Raw genomic sequence first — 21,029 nt, 5'->3', positions numbered from 1 at the left:
GCAGCCGTCTCAGCCACCCGTTGAAGCTGTTCCCGCGGACATCCGGGCGCGGGTGATGGCGGCGGCGCTCGATGAGCTGACCCTCTGGGGTGTCGAGCGGTTCAGCATCGAGGCCTTGGCGGAGCGCCACAATCTCGACCGCGAGATGATCTACCGTTTCTGGGGCAGCCGGCAGCAACTCATCGTTGCCGCGGCCCTGGCCGATGCGGAGGCCTACAGCTCGATAGCCGACACCGGCTCGTTGCGCGGCGACCTGCTGGCGTTGACCCGGAAGCTGTCCGATCGGATCAACAGCAAGGCGGGCCGCGCGTTCATGCGGGCGCTGGTCATGGACCGTCGCGGACCACACGACGAAGAGGCGCGAATGATGGTGTGGGAGGCTCGTTTTGCCGTCGTGCGCGAGGTCGTTGACCGGGCCAGGAAGCGTGGCGATCTGCGTGACGGCGTCAACACCCTGGCCGCCGTGCAGATCGTCCTGGCGCCGTTGAACGTTCGCGCCCTCTACTCCGATGTCCCGGTCGACGACCGCTATTGCGAGGCGGTAGCCGATATGGCATGGCACGCGCTGGCGCGAAAATAGCCGACCTCAGGTCGCGGCGAACTCGACCGGCAGCGCCGCCGGCGAGCGGAACGCCACACCGACGACGTGCGGTGCCGGGGCGCTCGGGTCGAGCCGCAGGTCGCCCAGCCGGTCGAGCAGCGCGTTGATGGCCACCGTTCCCTCCATCCGCGCCAAGTGCATGCCCAGGCACAGGTGTGGGCCACCGCCGAAGGTCAGGTGCGCGATGTTCTTGCGGGTGGGGTCGAAGCGGTCCGGGTCGGGGTAGCGCGCCGGGTCGCGGTTGGCCGCCGCGACGCTGACGCTGACGTTGGTGCCGGCCGGGATCGCGACGCCGCCGAGCTCGCAGTCGCGGACCGCCCGCCGCACCACCGTGGTGATCGGCGGTTCCCAGCGCAGCGCCTCCTCGAAGGCGCCGCGCACCAGGCCGCGATCGGAGCGCAGCGCCTCGACCAGCCCGGGCTCGCACAGCAGGGCGACCAGCAGGTTGCCCGACGCGCGGTAGGTCGTCTCGACGCCGGCGGGCAGGATCAGCAGCAAAAACGCGAAGATCGCGTCGTCGGTCAGGCGCGCGCCGTCGATCTCCGACTCGGCCAGCGTGCTGATCAGGTCGTCCTGGGGGCGACGCCGCCGTTGGGCCAGGATCTCCGCGAGGTAGCTCTTCAGCTCCCGGGACGCCGCGATGCCGCGGTCCCAGTCGTAGACCACGTTGAGCAACTCGATCGACAGCCGCTGGAAGCGCGGGTAATCCCGGCGTGGGAGGCCCATGATCCGCGCGATGACCTGGACCGGGAACGCGAAGGTGAACTCGCGGGCCAGCTCGGCGCGCCCGCGCGGCGCGAACCGGTCGATGAGCTCGTGGACCACCACCTCCACCAGCTCGGCGCGCCAGCGCTCCAGCAGCGCCGTGCGGAACGACGGGGACACCAGGGCCCGGCCGGCCCGGTGCTCGGCGCCCTCGAGTTCGAGCAGGGTGCGGCCCATCACGGGGCCCATGATCTGGTCGTAGATCGACGACGAGAACGCGTCCGGGTGGGTGAGCACCGTTTGGCACTCGTCGTATCCGAGCACGGTCACCCCGAGGTCGCCGACCTGCCCGGAGCTGACCTCGGCGAAAGGGTTCCCGACCATCACCCGGTGGCGGGCCCGCGCCTCGCGCAGCCGCTCGTGCACGTTTTCGACCTGCATGAGCAGGCCACTCTGCAGCTCGGCGGGGTCGAATCCGTCGACCGTCACGAGGCCGGCACCGTCTGGGTGTCGCGGCCCGACCGCAGCACCCTGCCGGGCAGGGCGCCGGTGGCGGCGCCGTCGCGGCAGACCTCGACGCCGCCGACCCACACCGAGCCGATCCCGTAGGCGTCGGCGACCAACCGGGGCGCGCCCGACGGCAGGTCGTAGCGGGTGCGCTCCGGCCCGTGGCCGACGGTCGCGGGGTCGAACAGCACCAGATCGGCGTGCCAGCCGGGTGTGATGCGGCCGCGTTCGGTCAGGCCGTAGAACCGGGCCGGCACGTCGGTGATCAGCCGGACGGCTTCCTCGAGCGTGACGACCCGGTGCTCGCGCACGCCCTTGCTGAGCAGCGCAGTCGTGTAGATCGCGCCGCACATCATGTCGAGGTGGGCGCCCGCGTCGGAGCCGCCGATCACCGCCCCCGGGTGCCGCCACACCTCCGCGCGCATCTTCCAGTCGGCCGCGTCGTCGCCCGTCAGCGGAGGGGAGAGGCCGGTGCGCAACTCGTCGGCGATGACGACGTCCAGCAGGGTGTCGAACGGCTGGCTACCGCGGGCGGCGGCGACCTCGCCGACGCTGCGGCCCGTCGCGTCGGCGTTCTCGGGGGCGAACGTCTCGACGATGACCAGGCGGTCCCACTGCGCCAGGCCGCGCAGCATGCCCGCTTCTTTGGCGGCGGCGCCCTCGGCAAGGCGCCGGCGAACTTGCGGATCGGCCAGTGCGGTAAGGCGTTCCGGCACCGGCAGGTGCATCGTGTCGCGCCAGCCCGGCAGCCCGTCGAGGACGAAGCCGGACAGGAACGACAGCCGGATCTTCATGGCTTGCGGCAAGGTGAGCGCCACCACCCGGCCGCCGCGTCGCGCCGAGGCGTCGTAGGCGCGCAGCTGTCGTTCGTGCCCGGCGGGGTTGGCCGCCGAGACGCCCAGCAGGTTCCAGTTCAGCGGCCGGTCGGCGGCCACGGACATGTCGGTGAGCAGCGCGATGTCCTCGTCGGTGAAGCCGGACAGGCAGCCGGCGATGATCCCCTCCAGGGTGGTGCCGGGGTGGTCGCGGAGAGCGCCCGCCAGCGCGACGAGTTCTTGCTTTGTCGCGCTGCGTGACGGGACCGGCTGGCCGGAGCCGTCGTTGTGGGTCGGGGACTGGCTCGTCGACAACCCGAGCGCGCCGGCGGCCAGCGCGTCGTGCAGCACCGCGACCATCTTGTCGACCTGTTCGGCGGTGGCCTCGCCGCCGACGGCGTCGCCGCCCATCGCGGCCAGTCGCAGCGCCGAATGACCCACCAGAAAACCGGCATTCACGGCGATGCGGCCGTCGAGGCGGCCCAGCCACTCGCCGAACGACGCCCAGCCCCAGTCGAGTCCGGCCCGCAGCGCGTCGAGCGGCATCCCTTCCACCCGCGCCAGCATCCGGGTGAGGTAGTCGTGCTGCTCGGCGGCCGCCGGCGCCAGCGTGAAGCCGCAGTTGCCGCCGAAGACCGTGGTGACGCCGTGCTGCACCGACGGGCTCGCGGTCGGGTCCCAGAACAGTTGCGCGTCGTAGTGGGTGTGCAGGTCGACGAAGCCCGGGGCCAGCGTCCGGCCATGGGCGTCAACGGTTTTCGAGGCCGGGTCGTCGACCTGGCCGACCGCGACGATGCGGCCGTTGGTGACGCCGACGTCGCCGTGGCGGGCGGGCGCGCCGGTGCCGTCGACGATCTGGGCGTCGCGGATGAGCAGGTCGAGCATTTCAGGCCTCCTACGCTGTGGCCAGCCAGCTTTCGTCCGGCAACGGGTGGCGGAACAGCTGAGCCGCGTTGAGGTGGGTGATCCGCGCCACGTCGTCCGCCGGCAGACCCGCGACGTTGCGGGCCACCACCTCTTGGGTGTCGGGCCAGGTCGAATCGGCGTGCGGGTAGTCGCTTTCGACGAGGATGCGGTCGGCGCCGATCGCGTCGAGGGCGCCGAACGCGTGCGGGTCGTCGATCGAACAGAACCAGAAGTTGCGCCGCAGCACCTCGCTGGGCAGCAGGTCACTCTTCCACGCGCCGCCCTCGTGGCCCGAAGCCGAGTGCGCCAGAACGTAATCGGCGCGGTCGCCGAGCATGGCCGCCCAACCCAGGCCGCCCTCGGCCAGGGTGATTTTCAGCTTCGGGTACCGCACCGGGATGCCCGACCAGAGCATGTCGGCGCAGGCGACCAGGCCGTTCACCGGAAACAGGGTGGTGATGGTCTCGAATGGCGTGTCCGGGGCGGGGATTGGCGCCCACTGCGCAGAGCCGGTGTGCAAGCACACCACCGTCCCGGTGTCCTCGCAGGCGGCGAAGAACGGCTCCCAGGCACCGCTGTGCAGGCTCGGCAGCCCGCATTGCGCGGGCAGCTCGGGGAAGCTGACCGCCTTGAATCCGCGCGCGGCGTTGCGGCGTACCTCGTCGGGGGCGAGCCGCGGGTCGGCGAGCCAGGGCAGCTGCAGCGGGATGATGCGGTCCGGGTAGCTGCCGGCCCACACCTCGAGGTGCCAGTCGTTCCAGGCCCGCAAGGTGGCCAGGCCCAGCTCGAGGTCGTCGCTTTTCCAGAACACGGTGCCGGCGAACCCGGCGATCAGCGACGGGAAGTTGACCGATGCCCAGATGCCGGCGAGGTCCATGTCGTCGATTCGCGCGTCGATATCCCAACAGCCGCGCCGCATTTCGTCGAAGCGGGCGGCTTCCATGCTCCACTCCTCGCGCGGCCGGCCGATCACGGCGTTGAGGCCGATGTTGGGGTACTCGCGGCCCTCGTAGCGCCATACCTGCCGCCCGTCGTCGGTCTCGACGACCCTCGGTGCGCGCTCGGCCAGCGCGGCCGGCAGCCGCCCCACGAACAGGTCGGGCGGCTCGATGACGTGGTCGTCGACCGAGATCACGACGTGCTGTCGCCGCCGGGGATCAGGGTCTGGCAGCAGCGCCATACCTTTCGACTATGGTCGGATTTCCTGCCGTGTCAATGCTATCTATGCAATCAATGCAAAGATCGGGATGCGACGCCCCAGCTTTATCTGGTGTCGCACGGGCAACATCGGCCGCGGCGCCGGAGGCACCCGACTTTTTGTTCACCTACGCGCGACAACTTGTATGTCCGCAGCGGGTCGAGGCCTATCCTTTGGGGACCACAGCAATGCTGGAAGCCGGGATAAGCGGGGAGTCGGATGACGGCCGTAACGGCCTGCAGCAGGTGCGGCACCGAACCTCTGCAGGATGCGCGGTTTTGCCACAGTTGCGGCTCACCGGTGAACGACCCGGCTACCCGCCCGGAGTACAAGCAGGTAACCGTCCTCTTCGCCGACGTGGTCCATTCGATGGACATCGCGGCGACCGTCGGTCCAGAGCGGCTGCGAGAGATCATGACCGAGCTGGTGGCCCGTGCAGCAGCAGTGGTGCGGCGCTACGGCGGCACAGTGGACAAGTTCACCGGCGACGGCATCATGGCGGTGTTCGGTGCCCCAGTGGCGTTGGAGGACCACGCGTTTCGTGCATGTCTGGCCGCACTGGGTATCCAGGACACGGCCGCACAACTCGCCGTGGTGGTCAGCCGCCGCGACCGGGTGAATTTGAGGCTGCGTGTGGGCCTCAACTCCGGCCAGGTCATCGCGGGCGCGATCGGTTCGAGCGCCTTCGGTTACACGGCGATCGGTGAGCAGGTCGGCATGGCCCAGCGGATGGAATCGGTGGCGCCTGCGGGCGGTGTGATGTTGAGCTCGTCCACCGCTCGGCTGGTTGAGAACGTCGTGGCGCTGAGCGCGCCGGAAATGGTGCAGGTCAAGGGCGCGAACGACCCGGTGGCCGCATGCCGCTTGATCAGCATTCCGCCGCGTCGGCGCAGCAAGCACCATGACCCGACTCTGGTAGGGCGGACATCCCAGTTGAACGCCATCGCCGGGATCCTCGATCAGGCCTGCGGCGGCGCCGGCGGTGTGGTCGGCGTCGTTGGCGCGCCGGGTATCGGGAAGAGCCGCATCGGTCGGGAGTCGGCCAAACTGGCCGGCAACCGCGGTGCGGAGGTGTTCACCACCTACTGCGAATCCCATACGAGCGATGTGCCGTTTCACGCGGTGACGGGGTTGCTGCGGGCCCAGCTCGGACTCAACGATCTCGACGGCGGCGCCGCGCGGGAGCGCGTCCGTGCTCGCATCCCCCACGGCGGCCGCGAAGATCTGCTGCTGCTCGATGACCTGCTGGGCATTCGGCACCCCGACGCAGTCTTGCCGGATATCGCCCCCGACGCTCGCCGGCGACGGTTGACCGCCCTGATCCACTCGCTGTGGCTCGCCCGGTCCACGCCGGCGCTGTACATCATCGAGGATGCACACTGGATCGACTCCGCCAGTGAGTCGATGTTCAGTGAACTCCTGACGATCATTCCCGCGACGCATTCCGCGGTTTTGATCATTTACCGACCCGAGTACATCGGCTCGCTGACGAATATTGCCGGGGCACAAACCATTTCACTTAACGGACTGAGTGATGCAGAAATCGCGGCGCTGCTTGACCACCTATTGGGACCCCATCCGTCCCTCAGGGGCATCAAGGCGCTCATCACGGGCCGGGCCGGCGGCAACCCGTTTTTCGCGCAGGAGATGGTTCGTGACCTGGCTGAGCGGGGCGCGCTGGCCGGCGAGCGCGGCAGCTACCGATGCGCTACCGACGTCGCCGAAGTGACGGTGCCGGCCACCCTGCACGCGGCGCTGGCCGCCCGCATCGACCGGCTCAGCGCCGCGGCGAAGCAGACCCTGAACGCGGCGGCCGTGATCGGATCCCGACTGGACGCCGAACTCTTGGCCCGGGTTGTGGACGGTGCACAGGTGGCACCGCTGATCGAGGCCGACTTCATCGAGCAACTGGCGGCGAGCCCACGCGGCGAGTATGCGTTTCGCCATCCGCTGATCCGCGCTGTGGCTTACGAGTCACAGTTGAAGGCGGACCGCGCCGCGTTGCACCGCCGGTTGGCCGCGGTGATCGAACAACGCGACCCCGCGTCGGCCGACGAGAACGCCCCGTTGATCGCCCAACATCTGGAGGCTGCCGGGGACTTGCCCGGTGCATACGCGCAATACGTGCGGGCCGGTTTCTGGTTGATGACAAGGGATATCGTTGCCGCCCGCCGAAGCTGGGAACGCGCCCGCGAGATGGCCGACGCGTTGCCCGTCGAATTCCGTGACCGCCCCGCGTTGCGCATCCATCCCAGGGCGATGTTGTGCTTTACCACATGGCGGGTGGGCGGCAGCGCCGACGACACCGGTCTCGAGGATCTGCGTGAACTGTGCACAGCATGCGGTGACCACGTGTCACTGGCGGCTGGCTTATCGGGCGCGATGTTGTCGTTGAGCATGGCTAATCGCCACCGCGAATCGGCGCGGCTGGCTACTGAGCAGATAGCCCTGTTCGACTCGGTTGATCCGATGAGTGTCTTCGCGGTCATGTCCGCGGCGATGTTCGCCAAGCTGCATGCCGGGGAGGTTGCCGAGGCGCTGCGCGTGGCGCACAAGGTGACGGAACTACTGGCCGACGACGGCTCGAAAGGCAACGTCTCCGGGCTGGGATCTCCTCTGGCAGTCGGCCTCCTTTACCGCGCACACGCCCGCGCGGCTCTCGGCGACCGATCGTGGCGCACCGATTTCAAGCGCGCTATCGCTATCCAGCAAGACCTGCGCGGGCCCTCGGGTGTGGTGATCGTGGTGACCTACGGCTACACCATCGCCGCCACGAACGGCTTGCTGTTGCCGGATTCGGCCGCTCTTTCCGAGACGGCCGAAGTGCTTGACGACGCCGAAAAGTCCGGCGACGATGTCGCTTTGGCGCTCGCGCAGGTAGCGCACGGGCTTCTGTTGACCGAGGCGGGCCCCGAGGGGTGTAAGGCCGGGTTGAAGATGATTTCCGAAGCGCGCGCGGCTCTGCTCCGACAGCGCAACTTGCTCGACGCGGCGACCGCCGACATCCGACTGGCCCAATTGAAGGCCGAGACCGGAGACGTTGACGAGGCCATCGAGATCGCGCGCGCCACCGCGAACGAACTGACCGAATCCGGTGAGATGCTTCTCCGCGGTGCCGCCGTTGCCGCGCTTGTGGCCGCTCTGTGCTTGCGCGGCAGCGACACCGACGTCGACGAGGCGCAGGCGGCAATCGACCGGCTGGCAGCCGTGTCAGTTGAGCCGGGTTTCGTCCTCAACGAATTGTCATTGCTGCGCATGCGGGCACTGGTCGCGCGTGCCCGCGACGACGAGGCGGTCTACCGCGACCACCGAGACCGCTACCGGGCCATGGCTATCTGCCTGGGCTTCGCGGGCCACATCAAATGCGCCCAGGAGATGCCCTGATGCTCCAGATCGAATGCGACCGGTGGCGTGACGCCGGCAGGCATAGCCGACGACCGCTTTGGGCCCGTCCCGAGCGCACTGGCTTCGCCCCTCCGGAATACTGCGCTGCAACGAAAGCATCAGAAAGGAATTCCAGCGATGGTCATCACACGTGCCGAGGCGGCGCAGTACGTCAAGGACGCCGGCGGCCTGAAGCTGGTCGTCTTCGGGGCCGACGGGCACCAGGTCGCGGCGATGTTCGTGCAGGGATCGGTGACCTACGACGCGGAGGAGGCGACCTTCCTCGCGGTCGCCGAAGACGGCCACACCGTCGGCGAGCTGTTCGTGGACGAAACCGTCGAATACGACGAGAACACCGACTCCTTTGTCATCCGTACCGCGCGATAGTCAGGGCGCCTAGCATCGCCTCATGAAAAGGACATTCGTCGTCACGCTCGCGTTCGGGTTGATCATCGCGCTGTTCGGCCTGATCTGGGCGCTGCAGGGATTCGGCGTCCTCGGGGGTAGCCCGATGAGCAACACCACGACCTGGTCCATCATCGGCCCGATCACGGCGCTGATCGGCATCGGGATCGCGGCATTCAGCTGGCGGAAGCTCTCGGCGAAATAACCCTGCGGTAGTGCCTCACGCCTGCACGGTGAACTGCACCGTGTGCCAACCGGTGGCGCCGTCGGGCACGGGACCAACCCGATCCGCCGTCTGCGTGGCTCCGGTGTTGTCGATGGCGCGCACCGTAATGGTGTGTTTCCCAATGCTTTTCGCTTGCCAGGGAAAGCTCCACAACCGCCACGTCTCGTTGGAATAGGCCGCGCCCGGTTGCGCCGGCTGCCACCCGCCGTCGTCGATGCGGACCTCCACCGCGCGCACGCCGCGATTCTGCGCCCATGCGACACCGCCGAACACCACGGGCCCCACCGGAACCTGCTGGCCGTCTTTCGGCACATCGATCCGCGACTCGGTCTTTATGGGTGCACGCGCTGCCCAGCCCTGCCGCGTCCAGTACGCCTGGGCCCTGTCGAAGCGGGTCAGCTCCAAATCGACGACCCATTTGGTGGCCGACACATACCCGTACAGCCCGGGCACCACCAATCGGGCCGGGTAGCCGTGCTCGACCGGCAGCGGCTGACCGTTGAGACCGACGGCCAGGACCGCTTCCCGGCCGTCGGTGAGCGCCTGCACCGGCGTCCCGGCGGTGAACCCGTCGATCGACGTCGAGAGCACCATGTCGGCGTCCGCGTGCACGCCGGCCGCCGCCAGCAGATCGGTCAGCCGGTAGCCCGTCCACACACCGGTCGAAACCAGGTCCCCACCAACGGGATTCGACACGCACGTCAACGTCGTCACCGTTTCGACGGCGTCGAAGCGGCCGAGGTCGTCGAAGGTGTAGGTGGCTTCGTGGTCCACCATGCCGTGAATGCGCAGCCGCCAGTCGCGGTGGCTGAGTTGGGGAACGACCAGCGCGGTGTCCACCCGGTAGAAGTCGGCGCTGGGGGTGATAAACCGTGGCAGCGCAACGCCGTTCGGTTGCACGCCGGCGGGTATCGGTTGCGCCGGCGTGCGCGGCCGGGGAAGCGCGACGCCGGTGCGGTCGGCGGCCACCGAATGCACCATCCGCGTGATGACCGCGCCCGCGACGCCACTCACCACTCCGAACCCGAGCAGTCCGTAGATGACCAACCTGCGCCTGCCGGCATCCGGCTCGCCCTCGTCTTCCGTGCCGGGCCAGAACCGGCGGGTGAGCCAGCGCAGCGTCGCCACACCGCAGGCGGCGCCCGCGACGGTGGGGATCGTGTCGAGTGCCGTCGCACCGTGCCGCGACAGCACCGCAATGCACCCGAGGACGCCCGCCGCGGCGATCACGGCGCTGCCAAGCGGTCGGCGGCGGGTCTCGAGGGTCCCGCCGATCGCGGCGATCGCGGCGATCGCCACCAGCACCACGACGGCCACGAAAAGCTTGTCCAGGGAACCGAGGGTCTGAATCCCCCACTCCTTGACGGGTCCCGGTGTCAGGTCGACCGCGACCGCGCCGATGGCGGCACGCGCATCGGCCCGCGCACCGAACGTGATGCCCACCAACTGGGCCACCCCGAGCGAGACGGACGCGGCCGCGACCCCGGCGATCATCCGCTCATTGGACGGGGCGACGGCCACCCGGACCACTGTACCCGGGTTTCCCCATTTGCATGGGGACCGCAAACGCCTTGCACCGCAGGCGAACCGCCGATATGGGCACGCTGCCGTCGACCCTCATGTGGGCGGTCCCTTTTCGCGGAACCCGGGACCGAAAGCCCGCCCCGCGGTAGGCTTTTCCTCGAGATCGCTGTCGGGCTAGGAGATGGCTATGTCCTTTGTGACGGTCGTGCCGGAATTTGTTGGGCAGGCGGCCGGGCAGCTGGAGAACATCGGCTCGGCCTTGACCGCCGCCCACGCCGCGTCGGTGCGTCCGACGACCAACCTGGTGGCTGCCGCGGGCGACGAGGTGTCGGCGGGGATCGCCTCGCTGTTTTCCAGCCACGCCCGGGAGTATCAGGCGTTCAATGCCCAGGCTGCGGCGTTCCACACCGAGTTCACGAACTTGCTGAGAACCGGCGCGGCTTCGTATCTCGGCACCGAGATCACCAACACGGCTGTCGCCGCGTCCGGCGGCGTCGTCCAGTCCATCGGCGGCGAATTCCTGTCCGCATTCGAGGGCAGCGGTCTTCAGGAGATCGAACTGCCCCTCGATTTGGCGGGCCCGGTGGTCGCCGCGACCGGGGCGCTAGGCCAGAGCGCGACGGTGTTCGTCAATGCCGTGCAGGCTGGGGACCAGGCGGCGGCCATGGCGGCGCTCGCCGACGTCGGCCCCGGCGTCGGGAGCGCGATCCTCTATGGCCAGGCCCCGGTATCCATACCGTTGCCGGGGTCGATTCCGGGCGTGCAGTCGGTGGCGCTCAACATTCCCTTTGGTGGGTTGCTGGCTCCCCTTCAGCCCCTCACGGTCACCGTGACGGCCGGTGGGAACCCGCCGCTCAGCGTCCCGACGGGGTTCGAGGTCGGCGGCATCATTCCCGACGTACAGGCCAACGGGCCCGAAGTCGCGCTCGCACTGCTCCTTCTGGGTCTGTCGTTCGTGTAGTCGCCCACGCTGCGGGTCACTGGCTCATGAGCTCCGGGTTCCGGACTCTCAATGCTTCAGCGCGTTGTCATTTGACGCACGGAATGCCGTCGGCGGCCATGCGCGTGAGGTTGGTGGGTGCCGGTTCCTGCGTGCCGGTGCCGGTGGCCGGCACGGTGGTGACGGGGACCGCGGACGTCGTGGTCGGTGATTCCGACGTCCGATTGGGGCTGTCGAACCGGGAGTAGTCGGTGCCGACGGTCAACTGCACCGTGTTGCGGGCGACGCTGTCCGATGGGGTCGCGGTGATGCCGAAGTCGTCGCCGAGTTCGTCGGCGGCCGCCTGCGCACCGGGCCCGTAGGCGATGCTGCTCGTTCGGCTCGTGGAGTCGGCGGTGCTGACGTTGCCCTTGTCGAATCGCCCTGTCGCCAAGAGCTTTTCGAGGTGCACCGCCTCGCCCTGCTGGCCCGACGCGTTGACCACGTCGAGCACGACGCCGCCCACCGCCGGCTGCCCGGCTTCGGCCGTCTCGGCGGCCGTGTTGAGGGGGCTCGTCGCCGGCGAATCGGCGGCCACCAGGCTGTGCACGATGGAGCGGATGGTGGACACGTCGATGAAGTTGACGTCTTCTCCGTCGGAGATTTTGCCGAACTCGGTGACCGGCAGCGTGTAGAGCGCGACCGGCCGGTCGGGGAATGCCGAAGCGTCACGCACCAACTCGTCCAGGTCGAAACCGGCGTCCACGGCGACGTTTTGCTTGGCGACGTCGAGCAGGGCGCGCAGCCGGCCAGGGGATGACAACACCCCGCCATGGCGGAGAGCGCTGACCACCGAAACGAGGAAGGCCTGCTGGCGGCGGCTGCGGTCGAGGTCGGTGAACGCCGCGTCGTTGGCGTCGCGGCGTTGGCGCACGAATGCCATCGCCTGGGACGCACTGATCTGCTGGGTGCCCTTGTGAAAGTCCGCGCCCGAGTAGTAGCGGTCCGAGGTGTCCTCGTTCAGGCACACCGTGATGGGTTCGACGACGCGGGCGAGCTGAAAAAACCCGACCAGGGTGACCTCGATGAAGTGGTCGATCGGGATCTGCAGCAGGCGCCGGACCGTGCCGATCTCGGCCTTGCGCCCGGCCTCCCTCGCGGCCTGTTCCTTCGCCGCGGGGTCCTGGCCTGCCGTGGAGGACGAACCGGATTGCATCACGCGTTGATACGCGAAGCTGTAGGCCTGCTTGACCTTGCCGCGGCAATCCGAGCCCTGGCATCCGGCCAGATCCACGTAGTCGTCGCGGGGGATCGAGATCGCCGTCGCGGGGGCGCCGCCGGCGGGCAGGTGCACGACGATCAGCGCGTCGGCATCGCCGTCGGCGGAGTCCTCGTTGCCCGCGTGCAGCGCATCGTAAAGTTCGGGCGCCAGCGGCCGGCCGTGCTGGTCGCGGCGGCTGTCCAGCCCCATGATCAGGATGTTCTGATCGCTTCCGGCCGAGGCGGGTTCACCGGACAGCGCCTCGGACGTGGTGATGCCGGCCGTCGCGGCGCGGTAGGTGATCCACCCGATGGCGGTGACGGCAATCACGGCCGTCGATATCAGCGCGGCGAGCACCTTCACTCCACCCGGAATGCGGTGCCTGCCGCGCGAGCGATGCCGGGGCCCGCCCGTCGGCGAACCCGCCGCACCATCGCCTGACATGACAGAAGTGAGAGTAACCAGGTCGCCGCGGTTTAACCAATGTCTGCCCAGGTGAATGGCGGAATAGGGGCGTCATCGGTTCAGCAGCGAGTCGACGTTGGCGTGAAAGAGGCCGGGCATTTCCGGCTCCCGGCAGCCCATCTTCCCGTAGTCGTTCAGCGGCGTCGCCGTGCCCTCGGAGTGCGGATAGTCGCTGCAGAACATGAACACGTCGCCGGTCAGCTCGGCCAGCTGCTTGGGGTTCTCGTAGGAGAAGGAGGACACCCGAACGTGGTCGAGGAAGTATTGGCTCGGTCGCCGCGCCAGGTTCGTTGTGGGCCTGCCGTTGAGCTTGGTGGTGAAGTCGAACGCACCGTCCAACATCAGCAGAAATTGCGGGACCCAGGCGGAGCTGAGCTCGACCACCCCGAAGCGCAGACCGGGATGACGGTCGAAGACCCCGTGCAGGATGAGGTCGGACAACGCCAATGCCGGTGGGACCCAGAGAAATACGGCTTCGGTGGCGGGCACCAGGTCCTGCGCCGGATCGTCGTGGTACCAGCAATCGTCCAAGACCCGTACCTGATCCGCGACGTGGAACACCGGCGTGACGGCGTGGTCGACGAATGTCGACCAGATCCGGTCGTGCTCGGGATGGGAAAGTTCCCGCCCGTCGACCGGCCCCGCGGCGACCATGGCCAGCGTGATGCCGGAGCGCGCCAACACATCCAGCTCGGCCTCGAGCCACTCCGGATCGCGCAGTGTCAGATGTGCCACCGGATGCAGCCGCCCACCGCCGTCCGTTCGCACGTTGGCACACCACCGGTTCCACGCCGCCATGTTCGCGGTCATCGCCGGAAGGGACGGCGACAGGTGGCGCTCCCAGAGCAGGCCGAAATTGGGAAACAGGACCGCCTCGTCGAGTCCCGCATCGTCGAGCCAGCGAAGCCGCGACCCCGGCTCCCAGTAGGCGGCGGGCAACGCTTCGTCGTACCGATAGGCGGCCGGCTCGGCGGCCCGGCGACGGTTGCGGTGCTCGCCGCAGGATGCGGTGTTGCCGGGCAGGTGGACGTCGGCGAGCGCGAGCGGAGCGCCGCGCCAGCTCAGCCAGGTGTAGCCCAACTCGTCGTCGACCAGGTTCAGCGCGTCGGCGCGGGCGGCGGGGTCGATGTGGTCGGTCCACAGCGAACGGCTCTCGTAGAGGTGCTGGTCGGAGTCGACGATGCGAGCCATACCGCCAGTTCTCCCACCGCCATCCGGCAGCGTCAAGGGGCGCCGAACGCACGGTGTCGACCTCGCAACCGGAATCGCGATTCTCAACCCGTCACGAGCCAAGCTGATTAGGCTTTGTTTGCTGGCAACAGCGAAGTGAGCGGTGGGCAAGAGGCACTATGACGAGGAAAGCGAAGATCGTCGCCTTCTTCTCGAGCTGCGCTGTGCTCATCACGATTCTCGGCACGGCCAGCGGCGCTGTTGCCGGCCCGGACGATTCGGCGACCGCCGTGTACAGCGGCGTCAACCGGCTTCGCCCGACGTGCGGGATCGGCGACGACCCGCGCCTGACCTCGGCCGCGCAGCGGCACGCCGACGACATGCTCACGCACGGTGTGAACGGGCACATCGGATCGGACGGCTCGTCGCCACAGGCGCGCATCGCGGACGCGGGCTACACCCGGACCGGCTACACCGGTGAGATCGTCTACTGGGGCACCGGGTCCGCCGCAACCCCGGGCGCCGCGCTCGACGCGTGGATGGGGAGTCCCCCACACCGCTCGATCATCCTGAACTGTGCCTTCACCACGGCCGGCTTCGCCACCGCCTGGAACGGCGGCAAAATGACCGCCGTCGGGGATTTCGCCGGCCCTTAAAAGCTGTGCGGCCCAAGATGTTCGGATGCGGCCGCCTTCGCAACGCTTACTCCGTCTGGGGTTTCGTCACGAGTGAGCGTTCTGGGCTTTCGGCCCGGAGTGCACATTCAAAGCCTTCAGTGCACACTCGAAGGTTCGCTAACTCGGCACGGGGTGCCGGACGAACGTGCGCGGCTGGGTGAACGCGCGGATGCCGTCGACGCCGAGCTCGCGGCCAAGGCCGGACTGGCCGCACCCGCCGAACGGCAGGCGCGGGTCCTGGGCGGCCAGGCCGTGGCAGTTGACGCTGACCGTGCCCGCGACGAGCTCGCCGGTGATCCGGTCGGCCAGGGCGTCGTCGCCCGTCCAGACCGAGGCCGTGAGGCCGAATTCCGTTGCGTTGGCGGCGGTCACGGCGTCGTCGATGTCGTCGTAGCCGAAGATCGGCAGCACCGGGCCGAACTGCTCCTCGGTGGCCAGCCGCGAGTCCGCGGCCAGGTCGGTGACGACGGTCGGCAAAGCGAAGTAGCCACCCGAGTCGGCGTCCTCGTCGCGGATGCGTCCGCCGGTGCGCACGGTCGCGCCCCGGGCCTCGGCCTCGCCGACCAGCGCGGCGACCCGGTCGCGGCCGGCGGCGGTGTGCAGCGGGCCGAGCGTGGTCTCGGCGGCGAGGCCGTCGCCGACCACCTCCTTCTCGCAGCGCGCGAGCACCGCCTCGGCCAGCTCGCCGACCTGCGCCGCGGGCGCGTACAGCCGCTTGATCGCCATGCAGACCTGGCCGCCGGTGGTGTAGGTCGCCGTCACCAGCCGCTCGACCAGCTCGTCGGTGACCTCGATGTCGGGGGCGATGATCGCGGCGTCGTTGCCGCCGAGCTCGAGGAGCACCGGCGTCAGGCGCGCGGCCGCGGCCGCCATGACGGAGCGCCCGGTGGCGACGCCGCCAGTCAGCGAAATCAGGTCGACGCCCGGGTGGGTGACCAGCGCCTGGGCGAGCTCGCTGCTGGGGCCCGAGAGCACGTTGACCACGCCCGTCGGCAGCGCCTCCGCGAAAGCGCCGGCGAGCCGCAGCGCCGCCAGCGGGCACGTGGGCGGCACCTTGACGACGGCGGTGTTGCCCGCGCTCAGCGCCGACGCGAGCTTGGTCATCGTCAGCGCGAGCGGCCAGTTGAACGGCAACACCAGCGCGGCCACGCCGAACGGCTCCCGATGCAGGCGTGGGTAGGGCGCATTCGGGTCGACCTGCTCGGGCGCCACCGCGGCCTCGGCCATCGACCCGATGAGCGCGGCCAGGCCCGGGCCGGTGCTGATCTCGAAGTTGGCCTCGCTCAACACCTTTCCGTGCTCGCGGGTGTACAGCCGCGCGCCGTCGCGGGCGGCCAGCCCCTCCGCGGCGGTCGCCGCCGCGGCCATGAGGGCGGCGACCCGCTCGGCGACGCCCAGCGCCCGCCATCCGGCTGCGGCCCGCCTCGCGGCCGACACCGCGGCGTCGAGCTGGGGGCGGTCGGCGGCCGGGGCGTGGCCCACGACCTCGGCCGGCCGCGCGGGATTGTGCACGGCGTAGCTTCCGGCCGCGCCGACCTGCTGCTTGCCGCCGATCGTGAGCATCGGCTCGTCATCGGCAGTTTGGCTGTTCTGCGTGATCGTCGTTGACCCCGTCATCACCGTCTCCCTTGACCCGGTCCGGTTGTCCAGCCATCGTAGGTCGCTATGACGCCGATCACATTTTTGGTCCGATGAAAGCCATCGTGCTGCGCGAGGTCGGGCAGCCCACGGCGGTGGAGGAGCTCGCGCTGCGGCCCCTCGGCAACACCGAGGTACGGGTGCGGCTGCGCGCCAGCGGCGTGTGCCACAGCGACCTGTCGCTGCGCGACGGCTCCATCCCGACCCTGCTGCCGTCGACGCTGGGGCACGAGGGCGCCGGGATCGTCGCCGAGGTGGGCGCCGGCGTCACCACGGTTGCCCCGGGTGATCACGTCGTGCTGACGTGGAACGTGCCCTGCCGGTCCTGCCCGCATTGCCTGCGCGGCGAGGCCCAGCTGTGCGTGCACGGCTACGACCATGCCTACGGCGGTCCTTACGCCGAGAGCGGCGCCGGCCCGGTGTGGCCGGGCATGGGTGTCGGGTCGCTGGCCGAGGAGACGCTGCTGCCGGCCGCGGCCGTGGTGCCGGTCGACGAGTCGCTGCCGCTCGACCACGCCGCCCTGCTGGGTTGCGGCGTCACCACCGGCGTCGGTGCGGTGATGCGCACCGCGGCCGTGCGGCCGGGGGACAGCGTGCTCGTGATCGGCTGCGGCGGCGTCGGTTTGGCCGCCATCCAGGGGGCGCGGCTGGCAGGCGCGGCGCGGATCATCGCCGCCGACCGGGTGGCCGGCCAACTTCCGGCCGCGGCGGCCAACGGGGCGACCGACACCGTCGACGCCGGCGAGGTCGACCTCGTCGCCGCGGTGCGCGACCTCACCGGCGGCGCCGGCGTCGATCACGGGATCGAGGTGGTCGGCAAGCCCGCCACGATGCGGCTGGCTTACGAGGCCACCCGCCGCGGCGGCAAGGTCACCCTGGTGGGGGCCGCCGGAATCGCGGAGGAGGTGACGTTCCCGGCGCTGTCGCTGATGGCCGACGGCAAGACGGTCCAGGGCAGCGTGTACGGCGCCAGCGACCCCGCGCGCGACATCCCGGTACTCGCCGAGCTCGCCCAACGCGGCAAGCTCGACCTGGAAGCGCTGGTGACGCGGCGGATCGGCATCGACGACGTCGAGGCGGCGTTCGCGGATATGAAGGCGGGCCGCGGGGCGCGCAGCGTGGTGTGCTTCGCGTAACCCTCAGCGTGACAGCGTGATTGCCTGCTCCGGGCAGTTCTGCTCGCCGGCGACGGCCTGCGCCTCGAGGTCGCCCGGGACGTCCTCGACGAGCACGACGCAGTGACCGACCTCGTCGGCGTCGAACACGTCGGGCGCCAGGGTGTAGCAGCGCCCGTGGCCGGTGCAGCGTTCGGCGTCGATCGAGATGCGCATCACGACACCGGGAACACCAGCGGCAGCGACTCCACCGAACGCAGCGCCGCGGTGTAGGTGAGCTGCGTACCGGGCTTGATCTCGTAATCAGGGATGCGCCGGTGGAATTCGCGCAGCGCCACCCGCAACTCCATCCGCGCCAGGTGCGAACCCAGGCAGCGGTGCGGGCCGCCACCGAACGCGCGGTGCCGGTTGGGGTTTCGGCGGAAGTCGACGAGCTCCGGGTCGGGGAACTCGGCGGGATCGGTGTTGGCCGCGCCGAGCAGCGGGCTGACCCGCTCGCCCTTGCTGATGGGGCATCCGCCCACCTCGGTGTCCTGCATCGCGACCCGGGCGACCCCGGGAACCGGTGTCTCCCAGCGCAACAACTCCTCGATGGCGCTGGGCAGGATGTCGGGCTGCTCGACGAGCTGGTGGCGGTGGTCGGGATGGCGGGCCAGGTACACGAAGAAGCAGTCCAGCGAGTCGGTGACCGTGTCGAGGCCGGCGATCAGGAACAGGAAGCAGATGTCGAGCAGCTCCTCGCGCGACAGCGGCTGGCCCTCGATGGTGGCCGCGATCATCGCCGACAGCACGTCATCGCGCGGGCTGGCGATGTGGTCGTCGATGGCGCGGTCGAAGTAGTCGTAGATCTGTTCCGCTGTGGGAGCGCCGGTCTCGTGGCGGCGGTCGAAGCCCGAGTCGCCCTCCGGGCGGATGATGTGGTCCTTCCACACCAGGAACTGTTCGAGGTCTTCGAGCGGCAGGCCGAGCAACTGCAGAAAGACGGTGCAGGGCAGGGGCACCGCGAACTCCTCGTGGAAGTCACACTCGCCCCGGCCGGCGAAGCGGTCGACCGCCCGGTTCACCAGCTCGGTGACGCCGGGTTCGCGCCGGGCCATCTCGCGGGGGGTGAACAGCGGGTCCAGGATGCGGCGGTACTTCGCGTGCTCGGGCGGGTCGATCTGCAAAGGGATCATCGGCCGAATGTTGCCCAGGTCGACGGCGTCCATGTTCGACGAGAACAGTTCGGTGCGCTTGAGCGCCATCTCGATGTCGGCGAGGCGGGTGAGGACCACCGCCTGCGGGGAACGGAACACCGGGGTCGTTTCGCGCAGCGCCTTGTACATCGGTTGCGGCTCAGCGAGACCCGTCACCGACTGATCGACAAATCCTTCGGTATCTGTCATGCGGTCAGCGTGGCACCATTACACTTATTTAGCAATGATTGGTAAGTTGCTCAATCGTCAAAGTCGCTAGCGAGGTGCTGGTCAGCGGATTGCGGAGCGAGTACCGTGGATCGTCGCGGACGAGTTGGCCGGGCGGCCGCGGACCGTCGCGAGGCGGTTCGAGGAAAGTCCGGACTTCACAGAGCAGGGTGATTGCTAACAGCAATCCGAGGTGACTCGCGGGAAAGTGCCACAGAAATCAGACCGCCACCCTCGCGGTGGTAAGGGTGAAACGGTGCGGTAAGAGCGCACCAGCATTCCGGGTGACCGGAGTGGCTAGGCAAACCCCACCCGAAGCAAGGCCAAGAAGGCCGCACCCGGTGCGGCCGCGCAGGCGTTCGAGGGCTGCTCGCCCGAGCCTGCGGGTAGGCCGCTCGAGGCACCCGGTGACGGTGTGTCCAGATGGATGGTCGCCGCCCCGCCGCCGTTGCCATGCCGCGGCGGCGGGGAACAGAATCCGGCTTACAGGCCAACTCGTCCGCCCCGCCCCGGGTGGAACGGCCCGCGCTCAGCGCACCGCCTTGGCCAGCTTGCGCAGCGCCTCGTCGAGCTGCTGACGGCACCGCTCGGCCAGGTCGGCCTCCTGCTGGTAGAGCAGGCCGTAGCTGAAGGTGTCCTCGCCGGCGGTGTGCGCGGCCTCGGCCTGGTGACTCAGGTGCTCGCGGCTGACCACGCTGTCCTGGTGGTCGCCCAGCAGCGTCTGGATGACCTTCGCCTGCTCGGACACCCGCGTGGCGCCGGTGGCCGCGGCGGTGTACCGAAGCCGCTTGGCGCGCTTGCGAATTCGATGCAGAGCGAGGTCCAGGTCGTGTTCTGCCCCCGGCTGCACCTCGGCGGCGGCCTTCGCGGCCTTGCGGACCTTCTGGTAGGCGGCTTCGAGGGTTACCGGCTCCGGCTCGTGGCCCGCAGCGGCGGCGGGGACTTCGGCGACCCACGCGTCGAGGGCGTCGAGCAGGCGAAAGTAGCGTTGCGAGCGCATCGCGATCAGGGACCGCCGCAGCCCCGTCTGGTAGCGGCGTCGGGCCCCGTCGACGAGGCGTTCGCGGACGCGCCCGCGCACCAGCTCCGGCGGCAGCCTGTCCAGCGCCTGCTGGTAGCGCTCGGCCAGCACCTCGGCGTCGCGGGCCACGCCCAGCACATTGCCGAGCTCGCGCAGCTCGTCCTGGATGAAGGCGATGTCGGACGATTCGGACGCGTCCTGGGAATCGGCCAGCAGGCTGCGGATCTTCCGGATGGTCACCCGCATCTGGTGCACGGCGTCGTAGGCGTCGGCCCGCACGGCGCGATCCCACACGAGCAGCTCGGCCACCTGCTCCGCCACCGCCCGGTGCACCGGGTCGGCGGGCTCCCGCGTCTCGTCCGGCTGGGCCGTCGCGCCCAGCACCCGCGCCAGTTTGGAGGCGTGACCGGCGGGTGCGGCGCCAGCGTCGAGCAGCCGATTGCTCAGCCGGCCCAACAGTTCGGCGTCGGCCGCGCCGTTGCCCTCGACCAACTCGAGTTCCCACTCCCGCCACTCCTGTTCGGCGGGTGGTGCGTCGGAGTTCCCGGCCGCCCACGCGGTGACGTGGTCGTTGCTGAATTCCGCCAACGCCGCCCCGTCGGCGCCGTAGAGCACCTGCGTTTCGCGTTCGGTGCTGATGCGGGCGACGGGTTCGAGCGGCTTTTCGCGCACGATCGCCAGCACGATGTCGCGCAACTCGTCGGGCACGGTGTCTTTGTCCCCGGATTCCCCAGCGTCCAGTGGTGCGCGCACCTCGGTGCGGGCTTCGGGGCCGGCCGGTAGCTTCAGATGCCAACCCGCGTCGTGGCCGCCGGTGCGGCGCCGGAGGGCGATCTTGTTGCGCGCCAGGTCATGGGCCGGGGTGTCGAAGTACGTCGCGTCCAGCGATTCGGTCGGCGACCTGTCGACGTGGTCGACCGCGGCGATGCCTTCGAACGACGGCGACACCGTGGACTCCACGACGTCGAACTTGCGCTCCACCTCGAGATGTCGCGAGGTTTTGGGCGCTTTTACCGGCATTTTCGACTCCATTGAGGCGGCAGGACGGGCACCCATAGGGTGCCACATCGCCGGGTGCGGTCACGCGGC

General features: G+C 69.4%; 17 protein-coding genes and 1 other RNA gene. 8 read left to right on the top strand and 10 right to left on the bottom strand.

The annotated features are described in order from the left end of the window. Window positions 1-55 precede the first annotated feature (55 nt). Window positions 56-580, top strand: coding sequence for a TetR-like C-terminal domain-containing protein (locus tag A5705_RS02420; RefSeq protein ID WP_231964229.1), 525 nt, complete (start codon window positions 56-58; stop codon window positions 578-580). Between the two features lie 6 nt (window positions 581-586). On the opposite strand, the gene A5705_RS02415 is transcribed toward A5705_RS02420, so the two are convergent. From A5705_RS02415 to A5705_RS02405, 3 genes are read right to left on the bottom strand one after another with little or no spacing between them, the layout of a single operon-like run. Beyond that, entirely contained in the window at window positions 587-1,795 is a 1,209-nt protein-coding gene (locus A5705_RS02415; protein WP_231964230.1) for a cytochrome P450, read from the bottom strand. Beyond that, window positions 1,792-3,513, bottom strand: coding sequence for an amidohydrolase family protein (locus A5705_RS02410; protein WP_067874288.1), 1,722 nt, complete (start codon window positions 3,511-3,513; stop codon window positions 1,792-1,794). Before A5705_RS02410 ends, A5705_RS02415 begins: the two co-directional genes overlap by 4 nt. 10 nt (window positions 3,514-3,523) lie before the next feature. After that, window positions 3,524-4,714 carry an amidohydrolase family protein gene (locus A5705_RS02405; protein WP_068275088.1) on the bottom strand — a complete coding sequence of 397 codons (1,191 nt, stop codon included), beginning with the start codon at window positions 4,712-4,714 and terminating at the stop codon, window positions 3,524-3,526. A 318-nt stretch (window positions 4,715-5,032) separates the two neighbouring features. Between A5705_RS02405 and A5705_RS02400 the strand changes: the two genes are divergently transcribed. From A5705_RS02400 to A5705_RS02390, 3 genes are all read left to right on the top strand, one after another. Then, window positions 5,033-8,116, top strand: coding sequence for an adenylate/guanylate cyclase domain-containing protein (locus A5705_RS02400; RefSeq protein WP_369829588.1), 3,084 nt, complete (start codon window positions 5,033-5,035; stop codon window positions 8,114-8,116). 138 nt (window positions 8,117-8,254) lie between these two features. Continuing rightward, window positions 8,255-8,503, top strand: a complete 249-nt coding sequence (locus A5705_RS02395; protein ID WP_067874295.1) for a hypothetical protein — start codon at window positions 8,255-8,257, stop codon at window positions 8,501-8,503. A 22-nt stretch (window positions 8,504-8,525) separates the two neighbouring features. Next, window positions 8,526-8,726 carry a hypothetical protein gene (locus A5705_RS02390; protein WP_067874303.1) on the top strand — a complete coding sequence of 67 codons (201 nt, stop codon included), beginning with the start codon at window positions 8,526-8,528 and terminating at the stop codon, window positions 8,724-8,726. A gap of 15 nt (window positions 8,727-8,741) precedes the next feature. On the opposite strand, the gene A5705_RS02385 is transcribed toward A5705_RS02390, so the two are convergent. After that, entirely contained in the window at window positions 8,742-10,241 is a 1,500-nt protein-coding gene (locus tag A5705_RS02385) for a molybdopterin-dependent oxidoreductase (RefSeq protein WP_068275412.1), read from the bottom strand. 217 nt (window positions 10,242-10,458) lie between these two features. Between A5705_RS02385 and A5705_RS02380 the strand changes: the two genes are divergently transcribed. Beyond that, window positions 10,459-11,232 carry a PE family protein gene (locus tag A5705_RS02380; protein ID WP_068275082.1) on the top strand — a complete coding sequence of 258 codons (774 nt, stop codon included), beginning with the start codon at window positions 10,459-10,461 and terminating at the stop codon, window positions 11,230-11,232. A 67-nt stretch (window positions 11,233-11,299) separates the two neighbouring features. Here A5705_RS02380 and A5705_RS02375 read toward each other — a convergent pair whose 3' ends face one another. Both A5705_RS02375 and A5705_RS02370 read right to left on the bottom strand, forming a co-directional pair. After that, window positions 11,300-12,895, bottom strand: a complete 1,596-nt coding sequence (locus tag A5705_RS02375) for an LCP family protein (RefSeq protein WP_067874309.1) — start codon at window positions 12,893-12,895, stop codon at window positions 11,300-11,302. 72 nt (window positions 12,896-12,967) lie between these two features. Next, on the bottom strand, window positions 12,968-14,107 hold the full coding sequence (locus A5705_RS02370; RefSeq protein WP_068275079.1) for an amidohydrolase family protein: 1,140 nt from the start codon (window positions 14,105-14,107) through the stop codon (window positions 12,968-12,970). A 158-nt stretch (window positions 14,108-14,265) separates the two neighbouring features. On the opposite strand from A5705_RS02370, the gene A5705_RS02365 reads away from it, so the two are divergent. Then, entirely contained in the window at window positions 14,266-14,742 is a 477-nt protein-coding gene (locus tag A5705_RS02365; RefSeq protein ID WP_197521228.1) for a CAP domain-containing protein, read from the top strand. Window positions 14,743-14,880: 138 nt separating this feature from the next. Here A5705_RS02365 and A5705_RS02360 read toward each other — a convergent pair whose 3' ends face one another. After that, on the bottom strand, window positions 14,881-16,380 hold the full coding sequence (locus A5705_RS02360) for an aldehyde dehydrogenase family protein (RefSeq protein WP_068275406.1): 1,500 nt from the start codon (window positions 16,378-16,380) through the stop codon (window positions 14,881-14,883). A 74-nt stretch (window positions 16,381-16,454) separates the two neighbouring features. On the opposite strand from A5705_RS02360, the gene A5705_RS02355 reads away from it, so the two are divergent. Continuing rightward, on the top strand, window positions 16,455-17,537 hold the full coding sequence (locus A5705_RS02355) for a Zn-dependent alcohol dehydrogenase (protein WP_068275076.1): 1,083 nt from the start codon (window positions 16,455-16,457) through the stop codon (window positions 17,535-17,537). A 3-nt stretch (window positions 17,538-17,540) separates the two neighbouring features. Here the strand turns inward: A5705_RS02355 and A5705_RS02350 are convergent, their stop codons facing one another. Together A5705_RS02350 and A5705_RS02345 are read right to left on the bottom strand one after the other, a co-directional pair. Beyond that, complete coding sequence (locus tag A5705_RS02350; protein WP_231964231.1) at window positions 17,541-17,732, bottom strand: ferredoxin; 192 nt, start codon at window positions 17,730-17,732, stop codon at window positions 17,541-17,543. Then, on the bottom strand, window positions 17,732-18,901 hold the full coding sequence (locus A5705_RS02345; protein WP_068275073.1) for a cytochrome P450: 1,170 nt from the start codon (window positions 18,899-18,901) through the stop codon (window positions 17,732-17,734). The genes A5705_RS02350 and A5705_RS02345 overlap by 1 nt, the downstream gene beginning before the upstream one ends. Before the next feature lie 120 nt (window positions 18,902-19,021). On the opposite strand from A5705_RS02345, the gene rnpB reads away from it, so the two are divergent. Continuing rightward, window positions 19,022-19,421: RNase P RNA component class A (gene rnpB / locus A5705_RS02340), an RNA gene on the top strand. Window positions 19,422-19,448: 27 nt separating this feature from the next. On the opposite strand, the gene A5705_RS02335 is transcribed toward rnpB, so the two are convergent. After that, a complete protein-coding gene (locus A5705_RS02335) occupies window positions 19,449-20,960 on the bottom strand; it encodes a CYTH and CHAD domain-containing protein (RefSeq protein WP_068275071.1) in 1,512 nt (503 codons plus the stop codon). Window positions 20,961-21,029 lie beyond the last annotated feature (69 nt).

Origin of the sequence: Mycobacterium sp. E787, assembly GCF_001668725.1 — a bacterium.
GTDB lineage: Bacteria > Actinomycetota > Actinomycetes > Mycobacteriales > Mycobacteriaceae > Mycobacterium.
The sequence above is the reverse complement of the archived record's forward strand: the minus strand, read 5'-3'. Positions and strand labels throughout refer to the sequence as shown.